Annotated in this window: 24 protein-coding genes and 1 pseudogene; 12 read left to right on the top strand and 13 right to left on the bottom strand. The window is 62.2% G+C overall.

What is annotated here, in order from left to right:
- From V3W39_RS08000 to V3W39_RS07990, 3 genes are all read right to left on the bottom strand, one after another.
- Positions 1-411: contractile injection system protein, VgrG/Pvc8 family (locus V3W39_RS08000; RefSeq protein ID WP_330212469.1), on the bottom strand; the 411-nt coding region annotated here is incomplete at its 3' end.
- Between the two features lie 180 nt (positions 412-591).
- On the bottom strand, positions 592-1380 hold the full coding sequence (locus tag V3W39_RS07995) for a response regulator transcription factor (RefSeq protein ID WP_177041451.1): 789 nt from the start codon (positions 1378-1380) through the stop codon (positions 592-594).
- Between the two features lie 113 nt (positions 1381-1493).
- Positions 1494-1979, bottom strand: coding sequence for a prepilin peptidase (locus V3W39_RS07990; protein WP_330212468.1), 486 nt, complete (start codon positions 1977-1979; stop codon positions 1494-1496).
- Positions 1980-2050: 71 nt separating this feature from the next.
- Here V3W39_RS07990 and V3W39_RS07985 point away from each other — a divergent pair, with 71 nt between their 5' ends.
- Together V3W39_RS07985 and V3W39_RS07980 are read left to right on the top strand one after the other, a co-directional pair.
- A complete protein-coding gene (locus V3W39_RS07985; protein ID WP_177076250.1) occupies positions 2051-2491 on the top strand; it encodes a TadE/TadG family type IV pilus assembly protein in 441 nt (146 codons plus the stop codon).
- Positions 2488-5235 carry a PAS domain-containing protein gene (locus tag V3W39_RS07980; protein WP_330212467.1) on the top strand — a complete coding sequence of 916 codons (2748 nt, stop codon included), beginning with the start codon at positions 2488-2490 and terminating at the stop codon, positions 5233-5235. Before V3W39_RS07985 ends, V3W39_RS07980 begins: the two co-directional genes overlap by 4 nt.
- Here the strand turns inward: V3W39_RS07980 and V3W39_RS07975 are convergent.
- The 5 genes from V3W39_RS07975 to V3W39_RS07955 all read right to left on the bottom strand — a co-directional run bounded on the left by V3W39_RS07975 (position 5232) and on the right by V3W39_RS07955 (position 9632).
- Entirely contained in the window at positions 5232-7256 is a 2025-nt protein-coding gene (locus V3W39_RS07975) for a pilus assembly protein TadG-related protein (protein ID WP_330212466.1), read from the bottom strand. The genes V3W39_RS07980 and V3W39_RS07975 overlap by 4 nt on opposite strands.
- A 91-nt stretch (positions 7257-7347) precedes the next feature.
- Positions 7348-7905, bottom strand: a complete 558-nt coding sequence (locus V3W39_RS07970; RefSeq protein ID WP_003212927.1) for a DUF4136 domain-containing protein — start codon at positions 7903-7905, stop codon at positions 7348-7350.
- Positions 7906-7950: 45 nt separating this feature from the next.
- Positions 7951-8556 (bottom strand): DUF4136 domain-containing protein, encoded by a 606-nt coding sequence (locus V3W39_RS07965; RefSeq protein WP_330212465.1) that lies wholly within the window; start codon positions 8554-8556, stop codon positions 7951-7953.
- A gap of 24 nt (positions 8557-8580) precedes the next feature.
- Positions 8581-9330 (bottom strand): methyltransferase, encoded by a 750-nt coding sequence (locus V3W39_RS07960; RefSeq protein ID WP_330212464.1) that lies wholly within the window; start codon positions 9328-9330, stop codon positions 8581-8583.
- Positions 9327-9632: a MazG-like family protein gene (locus tag V3W39_RS07955; RefSeq protein WP_177041441.1), complete on the bottom strand. Its 306-nt coding sequence runs from the start codon at positions 9630-9632 to the stop codon at positions 9327-9329. The genes V3W39_RS07960 and V3W39_RS07955 overlap by 4 nt, the downstream gene beginning before the upstream one ends.
- Positions 9633-9785: 153 nt before the next feature.
- Here V3W39_RS07955 and V3W39_RS07950 point away from each other — a divergent pair, with 153 nt between their 5' ends.
- From V3W39_RS07950 to V3W39_RS07940, 3 genes are all read left to right on the top strand, one after another.
- A complete protein-coding gene (locus V3W39_RS07950; RefSeq protein ID WP_076017968.1) occupies positions 9786-10079 on the top strand; it encodes a hypothetical protein in 294 nt (97 codons plus the stop codon).
- A gap of 301 nt (positions 10080-10380) precedes the next feature.
- Positions 10381-10683, top strand: coding sequence for a DUF6124 family protein (locus V3W39_RS07945; RefSeq protein ID WP_330212463.1), 303 nt, complete (start codon positions 10381-10383; stop codon positions 10681-10683).
- Positions 10684-10839: 156 nt separating this feature from the next.
- Positions 10840-12186 carry an MATE family efflux transporter gene (locus V3W39_RS07940; protein ID WP_177041421.1) on the top strand — a complete coding sequence of 449 codons (1347 nt, stop codon included), beginning with the start codon at positions 10840-10842 and terminating at the stop codon, positions 12184-12186.
- Here the strand turns inward: V3W39_RS07940 and V3W39_RS07935 are convergent.
- The 5 genes from V3W39_RS07935 to V3W39_RS07915 all read right to left on the bottom strand — a co-directional run bounded on the left by V3W39_RS07935 (position 12170) and on the right by V3W39_RS07915 (position 17602).
- Entirely contained in the window at positions 12170-13033 is an 864-nt protein-coding gene (locus tag V3W39_RS07935; RefSeq protein ID WP_330212462.1) for an alpha/beta hydrolase, read from the bottom strand. The two genes, V3W39_RS07940 and V3W39_RS07935, sit on opposite strands and share 17 nt — an antisense overlap.
- Positions 13034-13200: 167 nt before the next feature.
- Positions 13201-15114: an arginine decarboxylase gene (gene speA, locus V3W39_RS07930; protein WP_177041417.1), complete on the bottom strand. Its 1914-nt coding sequence runs from the start codon at positions 15112-15114 to the stop codon at positions 13201-13203.
- Positions 15115-15326: 212 nt separating this feature from the next.
- Positions 15327-15698, bottom strand: a complete 372-nt coding sequence (locus V3W39_RS07925) for a translation initiation factor Sui1 (RefSeq protein ID WP_167664869.1) — start codon at positions 15696-15698, stop codon at positions 15327-15329.
- Positions 15699-15995: 297 nt separating this feature from the next.
- On the bottom strand, positions 15996-16532 hold the full coding sequence (locus tag V3W39_RS07920) for an NUDIX hydrolase (protein ID WP_177076316.1): 537 nt from the start codon (positions 16530-16532) through the stop codon (positions 15996-15998).
- Between the two features lie 2 nt (positions 16533-16534).
- Positions 16535-17602 (bottom strand): DUF2333 family protein, encoded by a 1068-nt coding sequence (locus V3W39_RS07915; protein WP_003217301.1) that lies wholly within the window; start codon positions 17600-17602, stop codon positions 16535-16537.
- A 274-nt stretch (positions 17603-17876) separates the two neighbouring features.
- On the opposite strand from V3W39_RS07915, the gene V3W39_RS07910 reads away from it, so the two are divergent.
- The 7 genes and pseudogenes from V3W39_RS07910 (at position 17877) to V3W39_RS07880 (ending at position 26564) form a co-directional block, all read left to right on the top strand.
- Positions 17877-19547, top strand: coding sequence for a PleD family two-component system response regulator (locus V3W39_RS07910; protein WP_330212461.1), 1671 nt, complete (start codon positions 17877-17879; stop codon positions 19545-19547).
- A 1519-nt stretch (positions 19548-21066) separates the two neighbouring features.
- A pseudogene (locus tag V3W39_RS33750) lies at positions 21067-21561 on the top strand (methyl-accepting chemotaxis protein); the annotation flags it as partial.
- 239 nt (positions 21562-21800) lie between these two features.
- Positions 21801-22256 (top strand): type II 3-dehydroquinate dehydratase, encoded by a 456-nt coding sequence (aroQ, locus tag V3W39_RS07900; protein ID WP_003217307.1) that lies wholly within the window; start codon positions 21801-21803, stop codon positions 22254-22256.
- A gap of 25 nt (positions 22257-22281) precedes the next feature.
- Positions 22282-22740 carry an acetyl-CoA carboxylase biotin carboxyl carrier protein gene (gene accB / locus V3W39_RS07895; protein WP_177041411.1) on the top strand — a complete coding sequence of 153 codons (459 nt, stop codon included), beginning with the start codon at positions 22282-22284 and terminating at the stop codon, positions 22738-22740.
- A gap of 17 nt (positions 22741-22757) precedes the next feature.
- Positions 22758-24119, top strand: a complete 1362-nt coding sequence (accC, locus tag V3W39_RS07890) for an acetyl-CoA carboxylase biotin carboxylase subunit (protein ID WP_076017979.1) — start codon at positions 22758-22760, stop codon at positions 24117-24119.
- Between the two features lie 291 nt (positions 24120-24410).
- Entirely contained in the window at positions 24411-25289 is an 879-nt protein-coding gene (prmA, locus tag V3W39_RS07885) for a 50S ribosomal protein L11 methyltransferase (protein ID WP_330212460.1), read from the top strand.
- Positions 25290-25319: 30 nt separating this feature from the next.
- Positions 25320-26564, top strand: coding sequence for a DUF3426 domain-containing protein (locus V3W39_RS07880; protein WP_330212459.1), 1245 nt, complete (start codon positions 25320-25322; stop codon positions 26562-26564).
- Positions 26565-26603 lie beyond the last annotated feature (39 nt).

Raw genomic sequence — 26603 nt, 5'->3', positions numbered from 1 at the left:
CGGGACGGATTGGTGTTGGTAGATGCGGAACTGCTGGCCTCGCCCCAGCAGGGCAAAGTGGGGTTCCAGGGTGATTTCGTAGCGGGCTTCATCAACGGAGCCGGACAGGCGTTTGAAGCCGGTGACCACGCCATGCAGCGTGCGCAACTGCCTGGCAGGCGGCGGGATGAAACCGCGCATCGGTGATTGCTGCGGTGCGCTGTACAAGCTGAACGTGGCGTCCTGGCCGAGCATTTTCTCGGCAGCAATGTCGCGGGCGGTGCTGGTGAACTCGACACGGTAGTTGAACAGTTCGCTCAGGCCTTCTGTACCCTCGAAGGCCAGGACGTCGAGTACTGCATCAACATTGCGAACGGTGAGTTTATGGCGACTGTGGTCGAAAAACGGGAAGGGTGATGCGCTGAAGGTCATGCCTTTTCATCCCTGGACTTTGCGAAAGTCCAGAGAGTAAAGAGTTGCTATCACTGATTAATGTCGGAAAGTTCGCCTTTGAAAGCAGGGTGCTTCCCAATTAGGTTTTGCCACCTACAAACTAGCGATCACCGTCACCATCGGGTGCTTGTGCCTCGGCGCCCTGAATACTCGGTCGGTTCAGTGGGCAGTGACCCGCTGGCGCGCCGCGGAGTTACTCGGCGACAACGCCAGCGCCAACTGCGTGCGGTTGTGCATGTGGGTCAGGCGCAGCACCTGGGACACGTAGAGTTTCACCGTGTTTTCAGTGATGCCCAGTTCACAGGCAATTTGATAGTTGGTCTGGCCCTTGCCTACCAGCCTTGCGACATCCAGCTGGCGAGGGGACAGTTGATTGAAGATCGCCGGGATTTCAACACGCTCGATGTCGCTGACGTCGCCATCCGCTTCATTCGGCACGGCGGATTGCGGGCTGCTGCGCACCTTGTCGAGGTCATGGTAAAGATCGTCAATGGACGCCGAAAGAAACTGCAGCTTCTGGTTCAGATTCCCCAGCTCAAGGTTTTTTTGCCGGTCTTGCAGCGCCACGGCCTGGCGCTGTAAGCCTTCCAGCAGTTCGTCCAGGTTGATTGGCTTCTGGTAGTAATCGGCAATCCCGGCGCGCAGGGCCTTGATCACGTCTTGCTTGTCTGCGCGACCGGTCAACATGATGGCCTCAAAAGCGCGCTGCTTGCCGGCCAGGCGTTGCAGGGCCTGGACCAGCTCGATCCCGTCCATCTCGGGCATATGCAGATCGCACAGCACCAGGCCGATCTGGGCATCGTCGCGAAAGCGCTCGATGGCCTGCTGGCTGGAGTGGCAAGGGACACAACGGTAACCGTTGCTTTCAAGAAATTCGCAAAGCTCTTCCACGATCAGGGGCTGATCATCGACAACGAGCACTTTCACTTCAGAGGTAAGCTTGTTCACGCGCTACTCCATGCCTGGGCAAGCCAAAGACCGACCGATCCATTCCGACCACTTTCCTATACAACCTACCCATAAACGTAGACGTACTTTCCTACTATGTACATAGCGATACCCTACGTGGCGACTAATGGGATCCAAAGCCAGGCGACGCCAAAACCGGCCAATAAAAACGGCACGAACGGCTGCTTGGCCGAACAGGCCGGATCCAGGTGCTGCAAGGTATTCCTAACCCCTTGATTCATCAGCGGCCACAGCCTGGGGGCCAGTAGTAGCCAAGCCGCGCTGGCGAGGCCTGCGCCGATAAACGTGCCCAGAATGTAGAGGGAGTTGGTCGCCAGTCCCAAGGCCGCGATCAGTTTCACGTCACCGGCCCCCAGACGGCCCAGCGCGTAGCCGGGCAGGGTGAACAGCAGCGCCAGGACAAAGGCCACGCCACCCTCGACAGCCGGCGCGCCGAGCCAGGTGGTACCGCTCCAAAGCAGGTAGACCAGCGCCAGCAGGCCGGCGCCGAGGGTCAAGCAGTTGGAGATCTGACGTACACGGATGTCTTGCACAGCGCACAGCGCCAGCCAAACGAATAGGACGAGGCTTTGAATCACGTAAAAAAAATCCCTTTTTGCTGAATGATTCTATGCTGATATCAGGTAGTAGCAGTCAGGGTAGACGAGTCATGAAAAAAGACCTCCCTAGAAAGCAGAAAGGTGCCGCCGCGCTGGAGTTCGCGATGGTCTTCATGATTTTTTTTGCCGTGTTTTATGGTTTGGTCAGCTACAGCCTGCCGTTACTGCTGATGCAGTCCTTTACCCAGGCCGCCGCCGAGGGCGTACGGCGCAGCGTCGCACTGGACCCCGCCACGGCCAGCTACCCAACGGCACTGCCCCAGCAGGCCATCGCTGCCGCCCAGGCGCAACTGACGTGGATCCCTCCCCAGTTCAAATTCCTTCCCACGTATGTCACGGCAACCTACACCCCGGCGGGCCTGTTGACGGTGTATATCAACTACCCGACGTCCAGCCTCCAAAGTGTGTTGCCGTTCCTGGTGCTGCCAGGCTTTGGAACCGTCCCCGCCCTGCCCCCCACACTGTCCACCCAGTCGAGCATGCAGTTTTGACCTCAGGGGATAAACTGTTCGGGCGCCTGCTCGGGCGCGGCAATCCGTTGGCTGCCGATGCGCCGACAGCGACGCCAACCACCGCCGCGCTGCTGTTCTACCTCGACACCCTGGGCCAGGTGGTGGACATCCAGGGCCCGCTTCGTCATCGGCTGGAACCGCCCGGCACGCACTCGCAACAGCCGGCTTCGCTGCTCGAATACCTCACGCCACAGAGCAGCCTGGTGATCGAAGGCACGCCCGGCGACTGGCAAGGGCAAAGCCTGGACCTGGCGTTCAAGGGGCTTGCCGGGCAAACCCTGCATACCCGTGGCTGGGTGCAACCGGAGGGCAAGGGTTGGCTCCTGCAACTGCTGGACATTGGCGACCTGGTTGCCCATCGCCAACTCACCCAGGTGCGCGAACACAATCAGCGCGTCAGCGATCAGATCAGCGAACATCTGCGGGTATGCAGCCTGGCACGCCTGCCCGAGGTGCTGCAGGACACGCTCCAGACCGTTTCCCAACACTGGCATATCCCCAGCGTCGCCCTTGCCGTGCTGGACGAGGCAGGCCAGGAGTGGCGTATCCAGGGCCATTACACCTCACACGATGCGCCGGCACTCTGGAGCAACGGGCAAGCCCTGGGCACCAGTCTCGACAGCCTGGGGGCCACGGCACCGGTGAGCCTGGAAGTACACCGTGGCCACAGCGACCACCCGCGCCTGCAAGGCCTGTTTGGCAATACCGATGGTTTTCTGGTGCCCTACCGCGACGCCCATGGCGTCGCCGCGTGGCTGCTGTGCGGCTTTTACCGGGCACAGGCCCACACCAACGACCGTGACTGGCTGCAACTGGCCGCCGCCGTCGCCACGCCCCTGCTCAACCGCCTGCGGGAACAGCGCCACCAGCAGCAGCTGGATCGCCTCGAAGCGCTGCAAGGGCTGCTCGGCACCGGCTGGTGGGAGTTGCCCCTCCACAGCGAAGACATTGAACTCGCCCCGCAGCTGTTGCACACCCTCAGCCAGGGCGAGGCGGCCACCCGGCTATCGTTGCCGATGTGGCTCAACCTGATCCACCCCGCCGACCGGGAAGAACTCGCCAGCCGCCTGCAAGACCTGAAAAACCTGGGCAAGCCGCTCTCCACCAGCGTTCGCCTGCAACGTGCCGACGCGGGGTTGAACCCCATTTGGTACCGCGTGCAAGGACAAGCGCTGGGCTCGGGTGAGCACCGTCGGCTGGTGGGCTTCATGCTCGACATCAGCGACATAAAAAACCAGCAACAACAGGCCGCCGCCGCCCACGCACGGCTGGACAACCTGATCGCCAGTTCCCCGGCCGTGATCTACGTGCAGCGCTATGTCGAAGGCACGTTGCAACCGGTGTTCTTCAGCGACAGCCTGCTGCCATTGCTGGGCCACACCCTGGCCGACTTCACCCCGGCGGCGCTGAACCAATGGGTCCACCCCGAAGACCGCGACCTCTACTTCGACCGCACCCGCCAACTGCTGCGTGAAGGCCACGTGAGCTGCCGCTACCGGGTGCTCGACAAACAGGGCGATTACCACTGGCTGCTGGATGAAGCCCGGCTGCTGCGCGACGACCTGGGGTTGCCCGTGGAAGCTGTGGGCCTGTGGCTGGACGTCACCGAATCGACCCTGGCCGCGCAACGGGTCAAGGACAGCGAGGAGCGCTATCGGATCCTGGTGGAAGACTCCCCGGCCATGATCTGCCGCTACCGCCCGGACCTGACCCTGACCTTCGGCAATACGCCCCTGGCCAACTACATGGAATGCCGGCCGGACCAGCTGCCGGGCATGAACCTCAGCCAATGGCTGTCGGCAGAACAACACGAGGCGTTTGTGCAGCGCATCCGGCAACTGACCCCGGAGTTCCCCGTGAGCACCGCCGAAATCAGCCTGCAACTGCCGGGGCGTACACACGCCTGGTGGGTGTGGTCGGACCGTGGCGTATTCGACGAACAGGGCCAGCTCCAGGAAGTGCAAGCCGTGGGCCGGGACAACACCGAAGTGCGCCGCTCCCAGCAGCAACTGACCCAGAGCGCCAAAATGGCCACCCTCGGCGAAATGGCCACGGGCCTCGCCCACGAGATCAACCAGCCGCTGAATGTGATGCGCATGGCCATCGTCAACGTGCTCAAACGCCTGAGCAATGGCGATGCCCAAATCGACTACCTGACGGAAAAACTCCAGCGCATCGACGCCCAGGTGCAGCGCGCCGCCCGCGTGGTGGACCACATGCGCGTGTTCGGCCGCCGTTCGGAAGTCGAACAGCAGCCCTTCAACCCGGCGCAGGCGGTGGAAGGCACCTTGTCGTTGCTCAGTGAAGGCCTGCGCGGCAAAGGCGTGGAACTGCGCGTGGTACCGCCGGACGTTACGGTGCAGGTCAAAGGTTATGTCGACCAGTTGGAACAGGTGCTGATCAACCTGATGGTCAATGCCCGGGATGCCCTGCTGAGCAAGCGCGAGCACAACCACGATTTGCAACCGTGGATCTCGGTGCAGATCGAGCATGACAGCCGCCATGTACGCATCTGGGTGGAGGACAACGGCGGCGGGATTGACCCGCGGCTGCTGGAGCGGATTTTCGAGCCGTTTTTCACCACTAAACCGATTGGCGTGGGCACCGGCCTGGGGTTGTCGGTGAGCTATGGCATTGTGGAGAACATGGGCGGGCGGCTGAGCGTCGCCAACAGTGAGCATGGGGCGAAGTTTTGTGTGGAGTTGCCGGTGGTCGAGGCCTAGTTCACCAGGGCTGCTTGCCCATGGGGCCGGCAACTGAGGTTGGCGCCCACTTCCACCGCATTCAGGTTCACCCCAAGGTTCGACAGCAAGGTGTTCACCAATGGATCGAGGATCGGGCTGAGCACTCCGCCGATAATCGTGCCCAGGGAGCTGTTGAGCCCGTTGAGCAGCGTGCCTGTCGTCTGTAGTAATCCTCCCAACAGATTGAACCCCGTCGGCTTGTAGACCTGGAACTGAATGCCGCTTAACGCGTTGCTGATGGCGCTCAACAGGTTGGTCGTCGACGAGGCGTAGTACTGCGCCGGTATGACGTTGATTTCGGGCGGCTGATTGTAGGTGTGAGGAGGCAGCGTTTGCACGGCGGCACCCACCTGAGCACTGACGCTGAGGCCTATGCCGCCACCATAGAACGGCTTTCGGGTCGCCGGGTCACACGTCGTCGGGCCGAGCCCCAACAACGGTTTGAAACAGGTAATCGCGCCGATATCGACCACCGGCAGCGGCGCGACCGGATCGAGAGCCGTGTTGTTGTTGAATGCGTTGATCAACTGCGGGCTCTGACCAATTTTCACGTTCACCAGCGAGGCGTTGGTTTGGGTGGTCAGGGTCTTGGTGGCATCACTGGCGCAGGTGAAGCCGGTGACATAGCTTTCAGCCGTACCCAGTTCCAGAACCACGTCGATCCTCGCCGCCGGCGGGTTCGAGGAAGAGGACAACACTTGCAGGTCCGTACGCTGGCAATAGCCGCCCAGCACACACAACAGCGAACTCACCGTTCCGCCCAGGTTCAAGCTGAGCAGGTTGTTCAACACGTCTGAAAGTGGCCCGATCAAGCCATTCAAGGCGACGTTCACCACCGGCTGATCCAGCACCGGCAAGCCCAGCGTCAGGCCGACGCTCATCTGAGCCGTTCTTACATAAATTCGCGTCGCTGGGGTTTTATCTTTGGCATAGGTCGGGTCACCGATCGCTGACAACTGCGGTGGCTGAATCACCTTTACCTGAACACCTGCATTCACCAGCCCCGGGATATTCACCGGGATAGTTGCCACCACCCCGTTCTTGGTATTGGCCAATTGCACAAAGGCTTCCGCCAATTGGAACACGTTCAGGCTGGTGTTCAGCCCCGCCGACACCGCCCCTGTTTGCAACTGCAACAGGCTGCCCAGGGTCACATCCAAGTTGCCGATTATCGCCTTGATACTGGTGAGGCCACTGACCGCCACGCTGGCCGTACTGCCACCGGCATTGAGCACCGTAATCGCCGCATCGAGCAGTTGGCTGATCTTGAGGTTCTTGGTCAACAGTTGGTCATAGGCACCCGCCGTCACCCCCACGTTCAAAGCCAACTGGTTGAGGTAGCTGAGCAGGTTGATATTGGTGTCTACCAAGCCTTGCCAACCGGCCACGCTCAGGTTCAACGAACCGCCCAACAGTTGGCCGAACAGCAGATTCAGCGCGGCCGACTTGGTCGAGTCCACGGTGACCAGCGTCGATTTGATCGTCAGCTGTGCCTGGGGCGGCAGAATCTTCGGCGCCGCCACGGCGACGGCAGACAATTGGGTGTTCACGTTGTAGCCGCCACCATTGGCCATTGCCCAGAGGCCCCCGGCAACACTGGTCATCACCGGGCGCGAAGCGGTCACCTGGATGGCGTCGGTCTTGGTCGAGTCGGCGGAGAACACCCGCTGGTTGGTGGCCCCGGTTGTCAGCACCCCACACTTCACTATCAGCGCACTTCCCGGCGGGATCACATAACCGTTGCGCACGGCACTGGCACCGGCATACGTGGGCGCGGTGTTGGTGGCGGCCAGGCAATCACCCTTGCGCTGCACCGCCTCCAGCGCCGCTATGTCGGCGATCGCCTGCAACTTGCGCTTTTCCATGTACAGACGACCGCTGTCGATGACCAGCAGCAGAAACACCAAGGCGATGCCCAGGGTCGCGGCCGCCATCAAGCCAATTGCACCACGCTGCCCAGCAGGCCCGGCCACGCGGCCGCAACGAACTCGGGGAGACATCAAGCACTCCTTTGCCGGCTCAATGCCGGGCGCCTACTCTCCTGTGTTGAGGTTGAGTGTAGACAAGGCTGCGTGGCGTGCTGGCCGGATCTCAGTGCGGCGGGTAGTTGGAAAGCACCTTGGTCACCGTCGCACGAATAGCCGCGCTACGGTCTTGTGGTTCAGGCGAGCTGGCGAGGATCTGCTCATCGCTGCCACGCCACACCAGCTTGCCGTCCTTGCCGTCGAGCAAATCAATCTGGATGGTCGCCACCTTGTAGGTGATGTTGCGGGTTTCGTTGTACATCGGCGCGCCCCAGTAACCATTCCACGGGCCGCCCCAGGCGCCGCCGTAGTTGGTGGTGACTTGTTGCTGGCGGTCTTCGACGATCAGGTAGGTCTGTACGTTCAGGTCGGCCTTGGTGCCCGGCGCCGCTGGGCGCAGGCCACGTTGGTCGAGTTGCTCGCCCACGGCCTGGCGGATGCGCTGTTCGGTGAGGTCACTCTTGATCCGCGGGTCGTCCGGGCGGTATTGCAACGCGGGTTCTTTCCAGCTCCAGCTGCGGTACGCGCCAAAGTCCCGGCTGGCGTCAAAATCGTGGTTGACCTGACTGGTCTGGCAACCGCCCAGCAACACAACAACAGCAAGTGCAGCGATACGACGAAGCATGGTTGTTCTCCAAAAGACGATCCGGGCCTGAGATGAGAATAGCTGCTAACTGGGCGGGTAGGCAGTCATTGCCTTTTGCATCGCCTCACGCAGGGCATCGGCGCGCTCGCCGAGGGTGCCCTGGCTCGCGGTTTCTGCGCTGGTGCTCCATACCGGCTGGCGGGTGCGGGCATCGAACAGGCTGATGCGCGCCACCGCCACCGTCACTTCATAGGTGCGTACCACCGGCACGCTGTTGTACATGCCGTAGCCGTTGCCATAGCGGTTATAGCCGCCGTAGCCGTAGCCATAATCGTCCTGGACCTGACGCAGGCGTTTTTCCAGGCGCACATCGGCGCTCACCAGCAGGTCGGGGGCACGGTTGTCATGCAGGGGGCGCAGGCCACGCTGGTCGAGGGCGCCGCTGACCGCTTCGGCAATCTGCGCCGAATCGGCCCAGGCCGAGCCCGCCGGCAACTGGTTGTTGAGCCAGGCCCAACTGCGGTAGGCGCCGTAGTCACGCACCGGCGCCGGGTAGGCGCTGGCATCAAAGGTATTGGCCGCCTGGGCAGGCGCCGGTGGCATCGGGGCAGACGCCGCCACATACGGGTTGGGGCTTTGGCAACCCGCCAGGCCCAGGCCCAGCAGGATCAGTCCAAGACAGCGCTTCATTTCGACCTCCGCAGACTGGGCCGCTTAAACCGGACGGCAGATCCAGTGCAAATAACGCCCAAGTCCGGCAAAGCTTGGGTGACGACGGTGTGCGAGCTCCATCTCCAACAAATCCTGCAATTGGGCGCGGGCCTGGAATTCCACCGGCATATAGTCGTGGAACACCCGCACGCCACTCTGGGTTTCGACCTGCCACAGGCCCTCGAGTTGCGTCGCCAACTCCCGTGGGTCCAGGGGTTGTTGCGGCGTGAGGCTCTGTTTTTCGCCGGCCATGTCGTTCTTGCGCATTTTGCGGAAGTGGCCTTTGAGCAGGTTGCGGTAAATCAAGGCATCCCGGTTATAGAACGCCAGGGACAGCCAGCCACCGGGGGCGGTCAGTTGGTGCAGCACCGGCAGGATCGCGTGGGGTTCGGCCAGCCATTCCAGTACGGCGTGGCACAGCACCAGGTCGTAGGGTTCGGTGAGTTGGCCCAGCAGATCCTGCCACGGCGCTTGAATGAAAGTGGCCGTCTGCCCGGCTTCGGCGAAACGCTGGCGGGCGCCTTCGAGCATCGGCTCGGCGGGTTCGGCCAGGGTCACCTCGTGGCCACGCTCGGCCAGCCACAGCGACATATGGCCCAGGCCGGCGCCGATATCCAGCACCCGCAGCGGGCGGTCCGGCAGCGCTTCAATCAGGTCGGCCTGGAGCACGGCCAGGCGAATCGCGCCCTTGGCACCGCCGTAGATCTTCTCGGCGAAACGGGTGGCCAACTGGTCGAAATGACGGTCACTCATTTGGCAAACCGCCGTTCGCTGTCGGCCAGTTTGGCCTGTACCACTTGATCCATGTCCAACCCCAACTCGCTGCACAACAGCAGCAGATACAGCACGATGTCACCGACTTCCTGGCCTGCATGGGCGAGTTTGTCGGCGGGCAGCTGGCGCGACTGGTCTTCGCTCAACCACTGGAAAATCTCCACCAGCTCGGCCATTTCAACGCTGGCGGCCATCGCCAGGTTCTTGGGGCTGTGGAACTGCTTCCAGTCGTTGGTATCGCGGATGCGGTGCAGGCGTTCGGTGAGGTGTTCGAGATTCATGGGGCGCTCCTGAAGGTGCATAGCTTCGGGCGCAAGCCGCGCGAAGGCAAGTGAATCCCTGTAACGCGTAAACCTCTATGCTAGTAGGGAACTAGGGTTGAGTATTAACGACCAAAGCCTCAGCTACGCCCACCTTTTCATCAGGACACACACATGCAGGTAGAAAGCTTCTTCGAATGGCTGGGCCAGGCGCTCGGTTCCGTGATCCGCTTTATCGTCGACGGGCTCAGCGGGTTGTTCAATGCGCTGACCCACGCGGGCGGGAATTTTATCGACGGGCTGTCGCGTACGCTGGGCATGGACACCTCGATCATCAGCATCCTCACCCTGATCATCGGCCTGATGCTGCTGTACTCCGCGGTGCGCGCGTTCATGCGGGCGTCGATCATCATGGGGATTATCTGGTTGATGCTGGGGTTGTGGTTGTTGAGCTGGGTGGTTCGTTAATAAAGGGCCAGCAGGGTAAATCCCTTTAATTTGACGGACGTTTCCGAGACAATCTTTCGGCCTTGTGCCTGTTGGGAGGGGTGGCTAGTCTTCGCTCCTTCACTGCATATCAGTGATCGGGTTTAGTCGCCCGAGTTCAGACAGGCGCATGTCTCCCATGAGGTTTTATGGTGGCTGTGCGCAGGGCACCCTCGGGTGCGCCGGAGTTTTCCTGTCTGACCGGTCGACTAACCTGCGTATAGCCGCCACCCTTCGTTTAGTCGCGACAGGGCCGGCTCCTTAATTAGACAGGAGCTACGCCATGAATAAACCAGTCCCCGATCCACCGAGCGACCTCTTCAACGACCGCGCCGCCTTCAACCGCGCCCTCGAACACTACCTGCCCTCGCAGGGCTTCCACACCATCAACGAAGACCTGAGCTTCGAAGATTCCCTGCTCTACACCGCCAGCCTGCTGAGCAGCGCCTCGGCCACCGCGCTTGATTGCGGCGAGCTGCTGGAAAGTCCACAGCGGGCGAAGATCCTGGCCGTGTGGCACTTGCTGGAAATTGCCAAGACTACTGTCGACCGCTCGATCGAGTGCCTGCACCCGCGTAAGACTTAAACCTTCATTGCCTGGCCGTCAGCTATCGCAGGCAAGCCTGCTCCCACAGGAGGAATGCATTCCAAGTGTGGGAGCCGGGCTTGCCCGCGATAGCGATCGCCCAGGCAACAGATAAGCGTGCAGCCAGTTACACTACCGCTCCCCAAAGGAGCCCGCATGACTTCCCTGCTGACCGACTGGCGCGACCGCCCCACCCACCGCCGCGTGTGGGCCCTCGCCGCGCCGATGATCCTGTCGAACATCTCCGTGCCGCTGGTGGCGCTGGTGGACAGCATGGTCATCGGCCACCTGCCCCACGCCCATCAACTCGGCGCCGTGGCCGTGGGCGCCAGCCTCTATACCTTCCTCGCCTGGGCCATGGGCTTTTTGCGCATGGGCTCCACCGGCTTTGCCGCCCAGGCCGCCGGGCGCGGTGATGGTGCGGCGCTGCGGCAGATTCTGTTGCAAGGACTGTTGCTGGCGCTGGGGCTGGCGATGTTGCTCGGCAGCATCGGCATTCCCTTAAGCGGCCTGGTGCTGGACTGGATGCAGCCCTCGCCCGAGCTGAACCAACTGACCCGCGAATTCTTCCACACCCGCCTCTTCGGCCTGCCCGCGGCCCTTGCCAGCTACGCGCTGGTAGGCTGGTTCCTCGGCACCCAGAACGCCCGCGCGCCGCTGGCGATCCTGCTCACCACCAACCTCGTCAACATTGCCCTCAACCTGTGGTTCGTGCTGGGCCTGGATTGGGGCGTGGTCGGCTCGGCCCGCGCCTCGGTGATCGCCGAATGGACCGGCGCCCTGCTCGGCCTGGCCCTCACCCAAAAAGCCCTGCGCGCCTACCCCGGCCATATCGCCTGGGCCGCCCTCAAACTGTGGCAAAGCTGGCGCCCGCTACTGGCGGTGAACCGCGATATCTTCATCCGCAGCCTGGCCCTGCAATCGGTGTTTTTCATGATCACCGTGCAAGGCGCCAGATTGGGTGATGCGACGGTAGCGGCCAATGCGCTGCTGCTAAACGGCTTACTGCTGACGGCTCACGCCCTGGACGGACTGGCCCACGCCGTGGAAGCGTTGTGCGGCCACGCCATCGGCGCCCACGACCGCCAGGCCTTGCGCCGCTCGCTGGTGGTGGCCTGTGGTTGGTCGTTGCTGGCCAGCGTCGGTTTCGCGATCCTGTTCGCCGTGTTCGGCCACCTGTTTATCGCCATGCAAACCGACATCCCGAGCGTGCGCGAAACCGCCGACATCTACCTGCCTTACCTCGCCGTACTGCCGTTGATTGCAGTGTGGAGCTACCTGCTGGATGGCTTGTTCATCGGCGCCACCCGCGCCCGGGAAATGCGCAACGGCATGCTGCTGACGGTGGTGATTGTGCTGCCGTTCGCCTGGGCCTTGCAGGGGCTGGGCAACCACGGGCTGTGGATAACTTTCCTGCTGTTCATGGCCCTGCGCAGCCTCACGCTGTGGGCGATTGCCTGGCGCCTGAACAAACAGGACCGCTGGCTTACTGGCCCGGCGTGAACTTGATAAACGCGGTGACCCGGTCCAGCACCGGCGCCAGCCAGCGCAACGGCCGGGACATGGACGCTACCAATGTCGCGTGGCTGGTTTTGCTGAAGTAGAACTCCTCAACCGGCACACCCGCCGCCCGCAGCTTGTTCGCCAGGCCGCCGGTGTTGCGCTTGGGGTTGACCAGGTTGTCGTCCACCGAGGCAATCAACAGGCTCGGCGGTGCGTCATGGCTGACGTGGTTGATGGGTTGGGAGTCGGGCGGCGAATCCGGATAGAAGAACACCGGGCGCACATCGCGGTTTTCAATCGGCAGGAAATCATACGGCCCGGCCAGGCCGATCCAGCCTTTGAAGACTGACGGCGACAGGCCGACCCCGGCCAGCCACTGTGGATCCAGCGCCAGCATTGCGGCGTTGTAGGCACCGGAACTGTGGCCCATCACATACAGCTTGCGGGGATCGCCGCCGTACTCGGCACTGTGCTGGTGCGCCCAGGCGACCGCTTGGGCGCCATCCTGCAAAAACGCTGGGTAGCGCACTTGCGGGTAAAGCCGGTAATCGGCAATCACCACCACGATGCCGCGCGAGGCCAGGGCTTCGCCGACAAAACCGTAGTCATCCTTTGAGCCGCTGTTCCAGCTGCCACCATAGAAAAACACCACCACCGGCGCATCGGGCAAGGCGGTGACGGGACGGTAGATATCGAGTTTCTGGCGGGGATCGTCGCCGTAGGCGATGGAGGATGTTTTGGTGAAGGTGCTGGAGGGTGTGAGTGCGTTGAGCACTTTGATCGGGGAGCAGGCCGCGAGCAGAGTCGCGATGGCCAGGGTGAACACTTGCAGGAGTTTGCTCGACATCGTTCAGGCCCTATAAAGAGGGTACTGCCGAAACGCTGATCAAATCTGGGAGCTGGCTTGCCTGCGATGGCGGTGGGTCAGCCAGCCCATTGGCTGCCTGACCCACCGCCATCGCGGGCAAGCCCGGCTCCTACATTAGAGCCGGGTCGACCTTTGGAGCGGTGTACTTACGAGGACAGGTAAGACGAACGGGTCAGCCCAAGACGCAACGCATCCAGGAACTGAGTCCGCTCCGCCGCCGTGATCTTCGCGCTGGCGCACTTGTCACGGTAGTGAGTCATCAACTCCTCCGGCGACAAGTGCACGTAGCGCAGCATGTCTTCGATGGTGTCGTGGGTCTCGATCCCGGCGCTGTACACCGAACCGTCGTCACGCTGGTAGATGTTCACCGAGTCGGTGTCACCGAACAGGTTGTGCATGTCACCGAGGATTTCCTGGTAGGCACCCACCAGGAAGATCCCCAGCAGGTAATCCTCACCCTCTTTCACCGCGTGCACCGGCAAGCTGGTCTCGATGCTCTGCTCGTCGACGTACTGCTTGATCTTGCCGTCGGAGTCGCAAGTCAGGTCTTGCAGCACGGCACGGCGCAGCGGCTCTTCATCGAGGCGATGCAGCGGCAGGATCGGCAGTACCTGGCCGATGGCCCAGGTGTCCGGCAGGCTCTGGAAGACCGAGAAGTTGCAGATGTACTTGTCGGCCAGCTTGTCGTTGAGTTCGTCCAGCACCTGGCGGTGGGAACGCTGGCGGGCCTTGAGCGAGTCGTGCAGGCGACGGCAGACGGCGAAGTAGCACTGCTCGGCCAGGGCTTTTTCGGCCAGGGTGATCTTGCCGTCGGCGTACTGGGTGGCCACGTCGCTCATGTAGTGGGTGGCGCGCCAGTAGGTTTCGGTGACCATTTCAATGTCGGTCGGGCCCAGCAGGTCCACCAGCCATTGCACGGTTTCCGGCAGGCTTTCCTTGTTCTCGATCACCGGCACGTCGTCGTTGTGTTTCTCGACGTCGGTGACTTGCACCACCAGCATGGCGTGGTGGGCGGTCAGGGAACGGCCGCTCTCGGAGAAGATGTTCGGGTGCGGCAGGCTCTGCGCGTCGCAGAATTCCTTGAGCATGCCCACGACCACACCGGCGTAGTCGTCCATGTCGTAGTTGATGGAGCTGGCGTTACGCGAGTGCGTACCGTCGTAGTCCACGCCCAGGCCGCCGCCCACGTCGATGTGGTCTACCGGCAGGCCGAGGTTGCGCAGTTCGCCGTAGTAACGAATGGCTTCCTTGAACCCGTGCTGGTAGTCGGCCAGGTTGGCGATCTGCGAGCCCATGTGGAAGTGCAGCAGGCGGATGCCCTGGTCCAGGCCGGCCGCGCGGAAGCGCTCGACCACCGACAACAGTTGCGCCGCCGACAAACCGAATTTGGATTTCTCACCGCCGGTGTCTGCCCACTTGCTCGACGCCAGGGACGACAGGCGCACCCGCAGGCCCACCTGAGGCTTGACCTTGAGGTTGGCGGCTTCTTCGATCACCAGGCCGACTTCGGATTCTTTCTCGATCACGATAAACACGTTGTGGCCGAGCTTCTGGCCCATCAGCGCGAGGCGGATGAACTCACGGTCTTTGTAACCGTTGCAGACGATGGTGCCGCCTTTCGGGGCCAGGGCCAGCACGGCCAGCAGCTCGGGCTTGGAGCCGGCTTCCAGGCCGATGGACACGTCCTGGGTGGCGATGATGTTCTCGATCACCGCTTCCTGCTGGTTCACCTTGATCGGGTACAGCGCGGTGTATTTGCTCTGGTATTCCAGGCGCTCGATATTCGCGTCGAAGGCACCGGTCAGCTGGCGCACGCGGTCTTGCAGGATGTCGGGGAAGCGCACCAGCAACGGCAAGGACAGGCCGCTTTTGCGCAGCTCGTCGACTTGCTCGTACAGGTCGACGGGCGTGCTGTTCGGGCCGTTCGGACGGACTTCAACGCGACCGGCATCATTGATCGCGAAATACCCGGCCCCCCAATGGCGAATCCCGTAAACACTGCGGCTGTCCGCAACTGTCCATTGGCTGCCATCGTCTTTGCGTGTGCGTCGTACGGACATCGAAGTCCCCTATAAATGAAGTCGAAGTGCACCGGCCTGATCAGAGGCTGGCGCAGTCTAAAGAATGAAAATGACGATTTGCCTGTGAGAGGGGTAGACCCCACTTGCAGGACAGAGTTTAGACACCGGTCAGGAACAGGCTCTGTGAAAACCATGGAGACGACAGTTCGCGTTCAGCAAGCGGGTCATCGGGGTGGTTTTCACAGAGGCTGCTAGCCGCCGGATTTCTTCGCCTTGTAACCCAGCTTGATCAGCTCGGCCAACAGCAACTCGACGTGGTCGCCCTGAATCTCGATGATGCCGTCTTTCAGGGCGCCACCGGTGCCACAGCGCTTTTTCAGCGTGGTGGCCAGCTCCTTCAGGGCATCCTCGGCCAGGGGCACGCCGGTGATGGTGGTCACCGTCTTGCCGCCACGGCCCTTGCTCTCGCGACGTACGCGGGCAATACCATCGCCTTCGGGAATCAGGGTTGTTTTGCAGGTACACGCGTCCACGGGCTGGCGACAGTCCGGGCAGTGTCGACCTGCGTCGGTGGAAAATACCAGGCCACCAAGGGCGGCGAAGGATGCGGCTTTTTTGGCCACCGGCAATCCTCTTGGGAGGACAAAGACTGATCGGTGCGATCACCGACCGCGAAGCCCCACTCAGGCAGGGGCAGCGCTACTGAGCCGCAGGCATTCAACCCACTGTAGGAGCGAGCTTGCTCGCGAAGGTCGTCAACGATAACGCGGGCATTCAGGCAGCACGCGTCGTGCTTACGTTTTTCGCGAGCAAGCTCGCTCCTACAGGGTGAAGCAACAACGGTTCAGCTTGAAAAGTCGCGCAGTGTAACGGCAAAAAGGCCCCTTGCTAAGAGCCTAATGGCGCCAATTTATGCAACTTTAGCGACGCAGGGCCAAATAACGACGCAACCCTTCCTGGGCATCCGGGCAATAGGGCTTTTGCTCGGCCTCCTCCAGCACCGTCGCCAGTGGCAGAAAGCGGGCTTCCATGACTTCTTCCGGCTGGATCCGCAGCGGCCCGTCCCACACGGCCGAGAACGAAGTGCACCAGAGCCGACTGTCGCCGTCTTCGAAATAGAAATGGTCGTGAGCGGTGAGTTCGACGCCGCTGACGCCCAATTCCTCTTCCAGCTCCCGGGCCGCCGACTCGGCGTAGGATTCGTGGGCCGCTACCATTCCGCCCGCCGCCGTGTCCCAGAACCCCGGGTACATGGCTTTGCTGAGGGTGCGCCGATGCACACACAGCTCACCGGCCGAGTTGAACAGAAAGATAAAGGTGCAGCGGCCGATCAGCCCGCGCTGGCGCAAATCGGAACGCACCCGGGAGCCGAGCAGGTTGTCCTGCTCGTCGACCCAGGCGATCAGTTCGGCGTCGGAGGCGGCGCGGTGCGCCGCCTCTCGGGTGGAAGCGTCCATCATCAACCCTGGTTCAGGAGCTGACGCAAGTCGATCACTGCAGCGTTGGCCCGGGAAATATAGTTGGCCATGACCAGCGAGTGGTTGGCCAGGATGCCAAAACCGCTGCCGTTCAGGATCATCGGGCTCCACACAGGCTCCTGCGAGGCTTCCAGCTCACGAATGATCTGGCGCACGCTGACGGTGGCGTTCTTCTTGGCCAGCACGTCGGCGAAGTCGACTTCGATGGCGCGCAGCAGGTGGGACAAAGCCCAGGCCTGGCCACGGGCCTCGTAGAACACGTTGTCGATCTGCATCCATGGGGTTTCCACCACTTCTTCATCGACCTGTGGCACTTCACCCGGCGCCAGCGCTTCGGTTTTCAGCGCGGTGTTGAGCTTGACCCGGCCCACACTGGCCGACAGCCGTTGCGACAGCGAACCCAGACGGGTCGCCACATCACCCAGCCAGTTGTTCAGGTTGTCGGCACGCGCATAGAACAGCGCGCCTTTCTGGTTTGGGTCAGACAAACGGGCTTCGTAGCGGCTCAGGGAGTTGATGCCTTCCTGGTATTCCGACTCGCTGGACGGCAGCACCCAGCTCTTGTTGTCGAAGTTGAAGCGCGGCTCGGCCTTGGCCAAATCTGCGTCTTCTGCCGACTGCGACTGCGAACGGGCGAAGTCCTTGCGCAGGGCACGGGTCAGGTCACGCACCTGCACCAGCACGCCGTATTCCCAGCTGGGCATGTTGTCCATCCACAGGCCCGGCGGGAAACGGTCGTTGGAAATGTAGCCACCCGGCTTGTTCAACAAGGTGCCGACTACGGTCTTGAGGGTTTCGACGGTGGTGAAACCCACCACCATTTGCTTGCCATCCTTCTCGGCGGCAATCTGCGCGTTCTGCTGCACCGGGAACAACGCGGGCTCTTCGCTCCAGTACCAGCCCAGGGCACCGGTGACCAACAGGTACAACGCAACCAGCGAGAGCAACGCACGGCTCATCAGCAGGTTACGGAAATAGCTGCGGGGGGCCGACTTGGTTTCGGGGGCCGGGCCCTTTGCACTGCCTGCGCGGTTTTTCCAGTCCAGCATGGCGATATCCTTTCAATCACTTGAGTTCAATAGCTACGACCACAACCCTACCCCATCGTGCCGAGCATCGGGGCGCTTTTAGTCGGGGTGGCGCGTATGCGCGGCTCGACTATAAAGGATGCACGCTTTTTACGCCCGCGCGACTGCAGGGTCGACAAATGAATATCCAGGACCTCGCAGTTAATTGACGTATGACACTCGTGCAAAGGAAAAGAGGTGCTAGCATAGAGCCATCAGTTCGACCTCAGCATGCAGCCTAACTAGTAGTCAGGATATGACCGAGCCAGAAGACCCCAGCCGTGAGCGTCTCAAGCACCATTTTGCCCAGCGGGTAATTCATCAGGCACGTCAAATTCTTGAGATCTGGCAGCGCCTGCAACGCAGCGAATGGTCGACCACTGACTTGTCCGAGCTCAGTGAGGCCAACCTGCGCCTGCTGCGTTTTGCCGAACGCTTCGAGCAGCCGGAACACGGCCAGTTGGCGCACCTGATCAGCGATTCACTCAAGGCCGTGGACGACAACCGCGGTCGCCTCAGCAGCCACCTGATCACCGAACTCAACCGTTTGATGCAGCGCCTGTCCCGCACCGGCCTGCGCCAGGGCGACCAGCTTGAGCAAACGCTCCTGCCGCCGATGCGCAAACCGATCTACGTGATGCTGGCCGACCACGACCGTGCCGAGCGCCTGGCCAAGCAGCTGGAGTTTTTTGGATTGAGCGCCCAGTCCCTCGACAGCGTGGCGGCGTTTCGCGCCTCGATGTCCGAGCGCTTGCCCGCGGCTATCGTGATGGATGTGGATTTCTGCGGCACCGGCCTCGGCCTCAAGCTTGCCGCCGAAGCCCAGGAAGGCCTTGAGCAAAAACTGCCGTTGCTGTTTTTCAGCCTGCACGAAACCGATACGCCCACGCGTCTCGCGGCCGTGCGCGCCGGCGGCCAGGAGTTCCTCACCGGAACCCTGGAGGCCTCGAGCCTGCTGGAAAAAATCGAAGTGCTGACCTGCGTCGCCCAGTACGAACCTTATAAAGTGCTGATCATCGATGACTCGCGGGCCCAGGCCATGCACACCGAGCGCCTGCTCAACAGCGCCGGCATCGTCACCCGCACCCTGATCGAACCGATCCAGGCCATGGCCGAGCTGGCGGACTTCCAGCCCGACCTGATCATCCTCGACATGTATATGCCGGCCTGCACCGGTACCGAACTGGCCAAGGTGATCCGCCACAATGACCGCTACGTCAGCGTGCCGATCATCTACCTCTCGGCCGAAGACGACCTGGACAAGCAACTGGACGCCATGAGCGAAGGCGGCGACGACTTCCTCACCAAGCCGATCAAGCCCCGGCACCTGATCACCACCGTGCGCAACCGCGCGGCGCGGGCGCGCAACCTCAAGGCGCGGATGGTGCGCGACAGCCTCACCGGGCTGTACAACCACACCCACATCCTGCAACTGCTGGAAGACTGCAGCTTCCGCGCGCGCCGCGAAAACAAGCCGCTGAGCTTTGCGATGCTCGACATCGACCACTTCAAGCGGGTCAACGACAGCCACGGCCACCCCATGGGCGACCGGGTGATCAAGAGCCTCGCGCTGTTTCTCAAGCAGCGCCTGCGCAAGACCGACTATATAGGCCGTTACGGCGGCGAAGAATTTGCCATCGTGATGCCCGACACCGACCTCGACAGGGCTTGCCAGGTACTGGACGAGATTCGCGGGCGCTTCGCCGAGATTCACTACCCCGCCCAGCCGCAGGATTTGTGGTGCACGTTCAGTGCCGGCGTGGTGGAGCTCTGCGACGGCTCCGACAGCCTGATGATGGCCGCCCAGGCGGACGAGGCGCTGTACCGTGCCAAGGATGCCGGGCGTAACCGGGTCGCGTCGGCCCGGGCATCAAAGCAAAGTGCCACCTTTTCACCGGAATCCACCGAATCCGTCATAACTCTGTAATGGAAACGCAATAACTTCAGGCACTTACTTCTGCTGTCGGTTGAAACCACGCATGCGCCTGAAGCTGCTGACGAATCTGAACACCCTCCTGCTGGTCGCCGTTTGCCTGGCCCTGGGCGCGACACTCTGGTGGTCGCAACGCGCCCTGGAACGGCCTTACCTGCTGATGGAGCGCTACCTGGGCCTGTCGCAGACCTTTCAGAACCAGGCCGCGCGCAATATCGACGATTACCTCGCCAGCGGCGACGCCCTGCGCCTGAGCAGCGCCAGCCAGAGCCTGGAGAACCTGCTGCAGCACCTGGATGAGTTGCCGCCGGACCTGGCGCAGAACCTGCGACCCAGCCTTGCCGACCTGGATACCTTCAGCAAGACCGACCTGCTGGCCGCCGGCAAACTGGCCGGCGACCCGCAAGCCCTGCTGCTGCAAGCCGAACGCGAACTGGGTGCCAACCTGGAGCAATTGAACCAGTACGCCAGCGGGGTGAATTCGCCGGAGTCTGCGCGTTATTTGCCGCCTTTATTGGCCGCGTCCCAGCATCTGGCCAAACTCTCCCTGGCCCGGGACAAACTGGTGAGCAGCGGGCGCAGCGAACTGGCTGATGATGTGGAGCGCGAAGTCAGCAACATCCGCAGCCAGGCTGACGTGCTGGGGCAATTGCCCTTGCTGGGCGTGACGGCCAGCAGCGAGTCCAATACCGACGATTTCTCGGCCATGATGGGCCTGGAAAACACCGAAAAAACCGTGGCACAGGACACCGGCGTCGACCTCAAGCGCGAGCTCAACAGCCTGCTGACCCGCTACCCCGCCGAGCTGAAACGCACCCGCGAGCAAATCCAGCAGCGCACCGAACTGGCCACCAGCACCCATCTGAAAATCAATGCCGTACAGCAGGCCATCGCCGGGCTGGAGCCCGTGGTGCGCGCCCAGCACGGGAAAATCCAGGGCGAAGTGCGCCTGATGCAAGGCGTGATGATCGGCCTGATTTTGCTGATCGCGCTGTTGATCGACACCTTGCAGCGGCGCCTGGCACGGGTGCTGACTAACCTGGCGCCGGCCTTGTCCACCTGGGCCGAGGGCGATTTCAGCCAGCCCATTGCCTTGGGCAAGACCAACCGCGAACTGCACGATATCGAAGAATCCCTGAACCGCCTGCGCGCCTACCTGGTGGACCTGGTGGGCACCATCAGAGGCAACGCCGAGCAAGTGGCCGGCAGCAGCAGCGCGCTGGCGGAACTGAGCAGCGGCATGCACGACGGCGCCGAACGCCAGGCCGGTGACACCGCGCAGATTCGCGATTCCCTGGGCGAACTGGAGGCCACCATCCAACAGGTTGCCGGCGACGCCAGCCAGGCCGCCCAGGCCAGCCGCAGCGCAGGCGAAGCAGTGGAACAGGGCCAACGCGTAATCGGCTTGAGCCTGACCGGGCTGCATGCCTTGGTGGGCGAAGTGCAGATCAATGCGCAGATGATCGAAAAACTCGCCGAGGAATCCGCGACCATCGGCGGCGTACTCACGGTGATTCGCTCGATTGCCGACCAGACCAACCTGCTGGCGCTTAACGCCGCCATCGAGGCCGCCCGCGCCGGTGAGGCCGGGCGCGGGTTCGCCGTGGTCGCCGACGAAGTTCGCTCCCTGGCCCAGCGCACCGCCGGCGCCACCGCCGAAATCCAGCACCTGATCGCCGGCCTGCAAACCGCCGCCCGACAATCGGTAGAAGGCATGCGCGCCCAGGTCGAACACGCCGAAGCCACCGCCGAACAAGCGCAGGCGGCTGACGGCGCGCTGGATGAAATCGTCGGGGCGATCCAGACCATTTCCGACACCGCCGTGCGGATTGCCGATGTCACTGCCCAGCAAAGTGGCGCTGTGAGTGAAATCCGCGATAACAGTGAGCGAATTCACCAGTTGGGCGAGGACAACTTGCTGCGAATTGGCCAGGGACGCCGCCAGGGAGAGCATTTGCTGGTGCTGGGCGGGCAACTCAACACCGCCGTGCAGGCATTCCGCGTCTGACCCAATGTGGGAGCTGGCTTGCCTGCGATGGCGGTGAATCAGTCAAAAAACCTGACGCTGACACACCGCCATCGCAGGCAAGCCAGCTCCCACACTGACCGGATTCAGCCTTGCGGTCACATATTTTGCGCAATCCTCGCTAATCGTGCTGCCTACTGCATAGAACTGGACAGTCACAAAGCCTTTGCGGCATAGTCGCCGGGTTCTACCGTGCCCACATCAATAACAAGGAACAGCCGATGGCGACCTTACTGGTTCTTCACGGACCCAACCTGAACCTGCTCGGCACCCGCGAACCGGGCGTCTACGGGGCAGTGACCCTCGAACAGATCAACCTCGATCTGGAACGACGGGCACGTGATGCCGGCCACCATCTGCTCTACCTGCAAAGCAATGCCGAGTACGAATTGATTGATCGAATCCATGCCGCGCGCAGCGAAGGCGTGGACTTTATCCTGATCAATCCCGCCGCTTTTACGCACACAAGCGTTGCATTACGTGACGCGCTGCTGGCGGTGAGCATCCCATTCATCGAAGTGCATTTATCGAACGTGCACAAACGCGAACCTTTCCGCCATCACTCTTACTTCTCCGACGTTGCGGTAGGAGTGATCTGCGGCCTTGGCGCCAGCGGTTACCGACTGGCCCTGGAGGCCGCCCTGGAACAGCTTGAAGACACGGCCAAGCGCCCCTGACCGACCCTTTGGGAGTTGATGATTCATGGATATCCGTAAAGTTAAGAAACTGATCGAACTGCTGGAAGAATCCGGTATCGACGAGCTGGAGATCAAGGAAGGCGAGGAATCCGTACGGATCAGCCGTCACAGCAAGACCCCGGCCCAACAGTTCTACGCGCCACAGATGCAAGCGCCAGCCCCTGCCGCTGCGCCAGTGGCTGCTCCGGTTGCGGCCGCTGCCGAAGCCCCTGCCGCACCTAAACTGAACGGTTTCGTGGTCAAGTCGCCAATGGTCGGTACCTTCTACCGCACTCCGGCACCGACCTCGCCAGCCTTCGTTGAAGTCGGCGCAACCGTGAAAGTGGGCGACACCATCTGCATCGTCGAAGCGATGAAGATGATGAACCACATCACGGCTGAAAAAGCCGGCGTCATCGAATCCATCCTGGTAGAAAACGGTCAGCCGGTTGAGTACGACCAGCCGCTGTTCACCATCGTTTGAACCGCGGAGCGCCTTCGATGTTGAAACCTGCGAAGAAACTGCAAAAAGTCCTGATCGCCAACCGCGGCGAGATCGCGCTGCGTATCCTGCGCGCCTGTAAGGAAGAGGGCATCAAGACCGTCGCTGTTTACTCGACGGCCGATACCGAATTGATGCACGTGAAACTGGCGGACGAAAGCATCTGCATCGGCCCGCCACTGGCCACGAACTCGTACCTGAAAGTCTCGAACATCATCGCTGCCGCTGAAGTGACCGGCGCTGATGGCATCCACCCGGGCTACGGCTTCCTCGCGGAAAACGCCGACTTCGCCGAACAGGTGGAGAAATCCGGGTTTGCCTTCATCGGCCCGAAAGCCGAAACCATTCGCCTGATGGGCGACAAGGTATCGGCCAAGGACGCCATGATCGCTGCCGGCGTGCCTACCGTTCCAGGTTCCGACGGCCCGCTGCCTGAAGACGAGGCAACCGCCCTGCGCATTGGTCGCGAAGTCGGTTACCCGGTGATCATCAAGGCCGCCGGTGGCGGTGGTGGTCGCGGCATGCGCGTGGTGCACAAGGAAGAAGACCTGATCGAAGCCGCCAAGCAGACTCGCTCGGAAGCTGCCGCCTGGTTCGGCAACCCGATGGTCTACCTGGAAAAGTACCTGACCAACCCACGTCACGTGGAAGTGCAGGTACTGTCCGACGGCCAGGGCCACGCCATCCACCTGGGCGACCGCGATTGCTCGCTGCAACGTCGTCACCAGAAGGTACTGGAAGAAGCTCCGGCACCGGGCCTGGACGAGACCGCTCGCCAGGAAGTACTGGCTCGCTGCGTGAAGGCGTGCATCGACATCAACTACCGTGGCGCGGGCACTTTCGAGTTCCTGTACGAGAACGGTCGCTTCTACTTCATCGAGATGAACACTCGTGTGCAGGTAGAGCACCCGGTTTCGGAAATGGTCACCGGTATCGACATCGTCAAGGAGATGCTGAGCATCGCCGCTGGCAACAAGCTGTCGTTTACCCAGGATGATGTGAAGATCCACGGCCACTCGCTGGAGTGCCGGATCAACGCCGAAGACCCGAAAACCTTTATCCCAAGCCCTGGCCTGGTCAAGCATTTCCACGCGCCCGGCGGCAACGGCGTACGTGTGGATTCGCACCTGTACAGCGGCTACAAGGTTCCGTCCAACTACGACTCGCTGATCGGCAAGCTGATCACCTGGGGCGCCACCCGCGACGAGGCCATGGCCCGTATGCGCAATGCCCTGGACGAAATCGTGGTAGACGGCATCAAGACCAACATCCCGCTGCATCGGGATCTGGTTCGTGATGAAGGCTTCTGCGAAGGTGGTGTGAACATTCACTACCTGGAACACAAGCTGGCTAATCAGTAAGCGAAGTGCTCCACCCAACAAAGCCGCCTTCGGGCGGTTTTGTTGTTTGTGGGATACAGAAAACACCACAAAACCCTCTGGGAGCTGGCTTTTGTGGGAGCCGGGCTTGCCCGCGATGCAGACACCTCGATTTATCAGCCGGACCGAGGCGACGCTATCGCAGGCAAGCCAGCTCCCACATTTAGCCTGCGTTCAGTCAGTGGTGTCGTCTTCTGCTGTTCGCTCGCGTAAACTTGCGCGTCTTTCGCAGCCCTACCCCGCTGCACACTCATTTTTTCAAAGGTGCCCGCCATGCCTTGGCTGCAAGTCCGTCTCGCCATCAGCCCAGAACAAGCCGAAACCTACGAAGACGCGTTCCTCGAAGTGGGCGCCGTGTCGGTGACCTTCATGGACGCCGAAGACCAGCCGATCTTCGAACCCGAGCTGAACACCACCCCACTGTGGTCCCACACCCATCTGCTGGCCCTGTTCGAAGACGGCACCGATGCCGCCAGCGTCCTGGCCCACATGGAACTGCTCACCGGCGGCCCGCTGCCCGAGCATCACAGCGAAATCATCGAAGACCAGGACTGGGAACGCAGCTGGATGGACAACTTCCAGCCGATGCGTTTTGGCCAGCGCCTGTGGATCGTGCCGAGCTGGCACGCCGCCCCCGAGCCTGACGCGGTGAACCTGCTGCTGGACCCGGGCCTGGCATTCGGCACCGGCACCCACCCGACCACCGCCCTGTGCCTGGAATGGCTCGACGGCCAGGACCTGCAAGACTGCAACGTGCTGGACTTCGGCTGCGGCTCGGGGATCCTGGCGATCGCCGCCCTGCTGCTGGGCGCCAAGGAAGCCGTCGGTACCGACATCGACGTGCAGGCCCTGGAAGCCTCCCGCGACAACGCCGGGCGCAACAACATCGCTGAAGAGAAATTCCCGCTGTACCTGCCGGAGCAATTGCCCCAGGTGCAGGCCGACGTGCTGGTGGCCAATATCCTGGCCGGGCCGCTGGTGGCCCTGGCGCCGCAGCTGTCGAGCCTGGTCAAGCCGGGCGGGCGCCTGGCGCTGTCGGGCATCCTCGCCGAACAGGGCGAAGACGTTGCCGCCGCCTACGCCCTGGATTTCGAGCTGGACCCGATCGCCAACCGCGACGGCTGGGTACGCATCAGCGGTCGTCGGCGCTAGAATGAGCGCCTGCATGAATCGGATGGCCGCATGACCGACAGTTTCGTCACCCAGTGCCCACATTGCCAAGCGCGCTTTCGCGTCAGCCATGCTCAATTGAGCGTGGCCCGTGGCGTGGTGCGCTGTGGCTCGTGCCTGCAAGTGTTCAACGCCGCTCGCCAATTGCTGGAGCAGCGGGCCAATGCGCCTGCGGCCCAGCCACCGGCAGCCGTAGAACCGCCACCCGAAGCACCGCGGGCCATCAGCCAGAAGCAATGGACCGCCGAAGAGCTGGACCTGGATAACCTGGACCTCGACGAAGAACTGGCCAAGCTGGAGCGCCGCGAGATTCAACACACCCAGCCTGTGGGTGCAGACCGTCGCCAACCCGGCGCCGACCGTCGGCAAAAGGAAGACTCCCTCAGCGCCAGCCGCGACACCGCCAAGGCCGAGGAAGAGCAATGGGCCGCCAGCCTGTTCAGCGAGCCGCGCGACGAAAGGGCCCAAGCCCCGCAACCGAGCGACGACGAACCGCAACCCGCCAAGACAAGCCCCGGCAAACCCAAGCGCACCGAACCGTCGATGTCGTTTGAAGCGGCCGAGCCTGACGACGAGCCGCCGCTGCACGCAGCCGCCGTCGATGACGAACTCGATCCACCGGTGACCGCCGCAGCACAAGCGCCGGAACCCGAACTGCCGGAGCGCGCGCAGCCCAAACGCAAACGCCCTCGCCCAGAGGCAGGCGCCCACGACGACCTGCTGTCGGACCTGGAAGACGACCCGCTGCACCTGTATTCCCAGAAGCGCTCTTCGGGCTGGGGCCGCCGCCTGTTCTGGGGCCTGTTGGTACTGTTGGCCGCCGCCGGCCTGGCAGGTCAATACGTCGCCTACCAATTCGACGACCTGGCACGCCAGGACGCCTACCGCCCGTGGTTCCAGGAACTGTGCCCGAAACTGGGCTGCACCGTGCCCTCACGCGTTGATATCGCCCACATCAAGAGCAGCAACCTGGTGGTGCGCAGCCACCCGGAGTTCGCCGGCGCCCTGGTAGTGGACGCGATCATCTATAACCGCGCGACATTCTCCCAACCGTTCCCGTTGCTGGAGCTACGCTTCGCTGACATGAACGGGAATATGATCGCCAGTCGTCGCTTCAAGCCGGCCGAGTACCTCAGCGGCGAGCTGGCAGGCCAGACCGAGATGCCCTCCCAGACGCCGATCCACATCGCCCTGGACATTCTCGACCCGGGCAACAAAGCGGTGAATTACAGCTTGAGCTTCCACTCCCCCGAGTGAAACGGGTCATCGGCCGGGGTTTGACGGCAGATTATTGAC

Source organism: Pseudomonas sp. Z18(2022) (assembly GCF_036346535.1).
Lineage (GTDB): Bacteria > Pseudomonadota > Gammaproteobacteria > Pseudomonadales > Pseudomonadaceae > Aquipseudomonas > Aquipseudomonas yamanorum_A.
Note: the sequence above shows the minus strand (reverse complement) of the source record. Positions and strands in the feature narration are given on the sequence as shown.

Excerpts from the sequence above, each read along its gene's own strand:
- V3W39_RS07965 (WP_330212465.1), bottom strand. The coding sequence starts at position 8,556 with ATGAAGCGCTGTCTTGGACTGATCCTGCTGGGCCTGGGCCTGGCGGGT.
- aroQ (WP_003217307.1), top strand. The coding sequence starts at position 21,801 with ATGGCGACCTTACTGGTTCTTCACGGACCCAACCTGAACCTGCTCGGC.
- V3W39_RS07955 (WP_177041441.1), bottom strand. The coding sequence starts at position 9,632 with ATGAATCTCGAACACCTCACCGAACGCCTGCACCGCATCCGCGATACC.
- V3W39_RS07910 (WP_330212461.1), top strand. The coding sequence starts at position 17,877 with ATGACCGAGCCAGAAGACCCCAGCCGTGAGCGTCTCAAGCACCATTTT.
- speA (WP_177041417.1), bottom strand. The coding sequence starts at position 15,114 with ATGTCCGTACGACGCACACGCAAAGACGATGGCAGCCAATGGACAGTT.
- V3W39_RS07915 (WP_003217301.1), bottom strand. The coding sequence starts at position 17,602 with ATGCTGGACTGGAAAAACCGCGCAGGCAGTGCAAAGGGCCCGGCCCCC.
- prmA (WP_330212460.1), top strand. The coding sequence starts at position 24,411 with ATGCCTTGGCTGCAAGTCCGTCTCGCCATCAGCCCAGAACAAGCCGAA.
- V3W39_RS07985 (WP_177076250.1), top strand. The coding sequence starts at position 2,051 with ATGAAAAAAGACCTCCCTAGAAAGCAGAAAGGTGCCGCCGCGCTGGAG.
- V3W39_RS07970 (WP_003212927.1), bottom strand. The coding sequence starts at position 7,905 with ATGCTTCGTCGTATCGCTGCACTTGCTGTTGTTGTGTTGCTGGGCGGT.
- accB (WP_177041411.1), top strand. The coding sequence starts at position 22,282 with ATGGATATCCGTAAAGTTAAGAAACTGATCGAACTGCTGGAAGAATCC.
- V3W39_RS07945 (WP_330212463.1), top strand. The coding sequence starts at position 10,381 with ATGAATAAACCAGTCCCCGATCCACCGAGCGACCTCTTCAACGACCGC.
- V3W39_RS07940 (WP_177041421.1), top strand. The coding sequence starts at position 10,840 with ATGACTTCCCTGCTGACCGACTGGCGCGACCGCCCCACCCACCGCCGC.
- V3W39_RS07975 (WP_330212466.1), bottom strand. The coding sequence starts at position 7,256 with ATGTCTCCCCGAGTTCGTTGCGGCCGCGTGGCCGGGCCTGCTGGGCAG.
- V3W39_RS07880 (WP_330212459.1), top strand. The coding sequence starts at position 25,320 with ATGACCGACAGTTTCGTCACCCAGTGCCCACATTGCCAAGCGCGCTTT.
- V3W39_RS07935 (WP_330212462.1), bottom strand. The coding sequence starts at position 13,033 with ATGTCGAGCAAACTCCTGCAAGTGTTCACCCTGGCCATCGCGACTCTG.
- accC (WP_076017979.1), top strand. The coding sequence starts at position 22,758 with ATGTTGAAACCTGCGAAGAAACTGCAAAAAGTCCTGATCGCCAACCGC.
- V3W39_RS07950 (WP_076017968.1), top strand. The coding sequence starts at position 9,786 with ATGCAGGTAGAAAGCTTCTTCGAATGGCTGGGCCAGGCGCTCGGTTCC.
- V3W39_RS07920 (WP_177076316.1), bottom strand. The coding sequence starts at position 16,532 with ATGGACGCTTCCACCCGAGAGGCGGCGCACCGCGCCGCCTCCGACGCC.
- V3W39_RS07960 (WP_330212464.1), bottom strand. The coding sequence starts at position 9,330 with ATGAGTGACCGTCATTTCGACCAGTTGGCCACCCGTTTCGCCGAGAAG.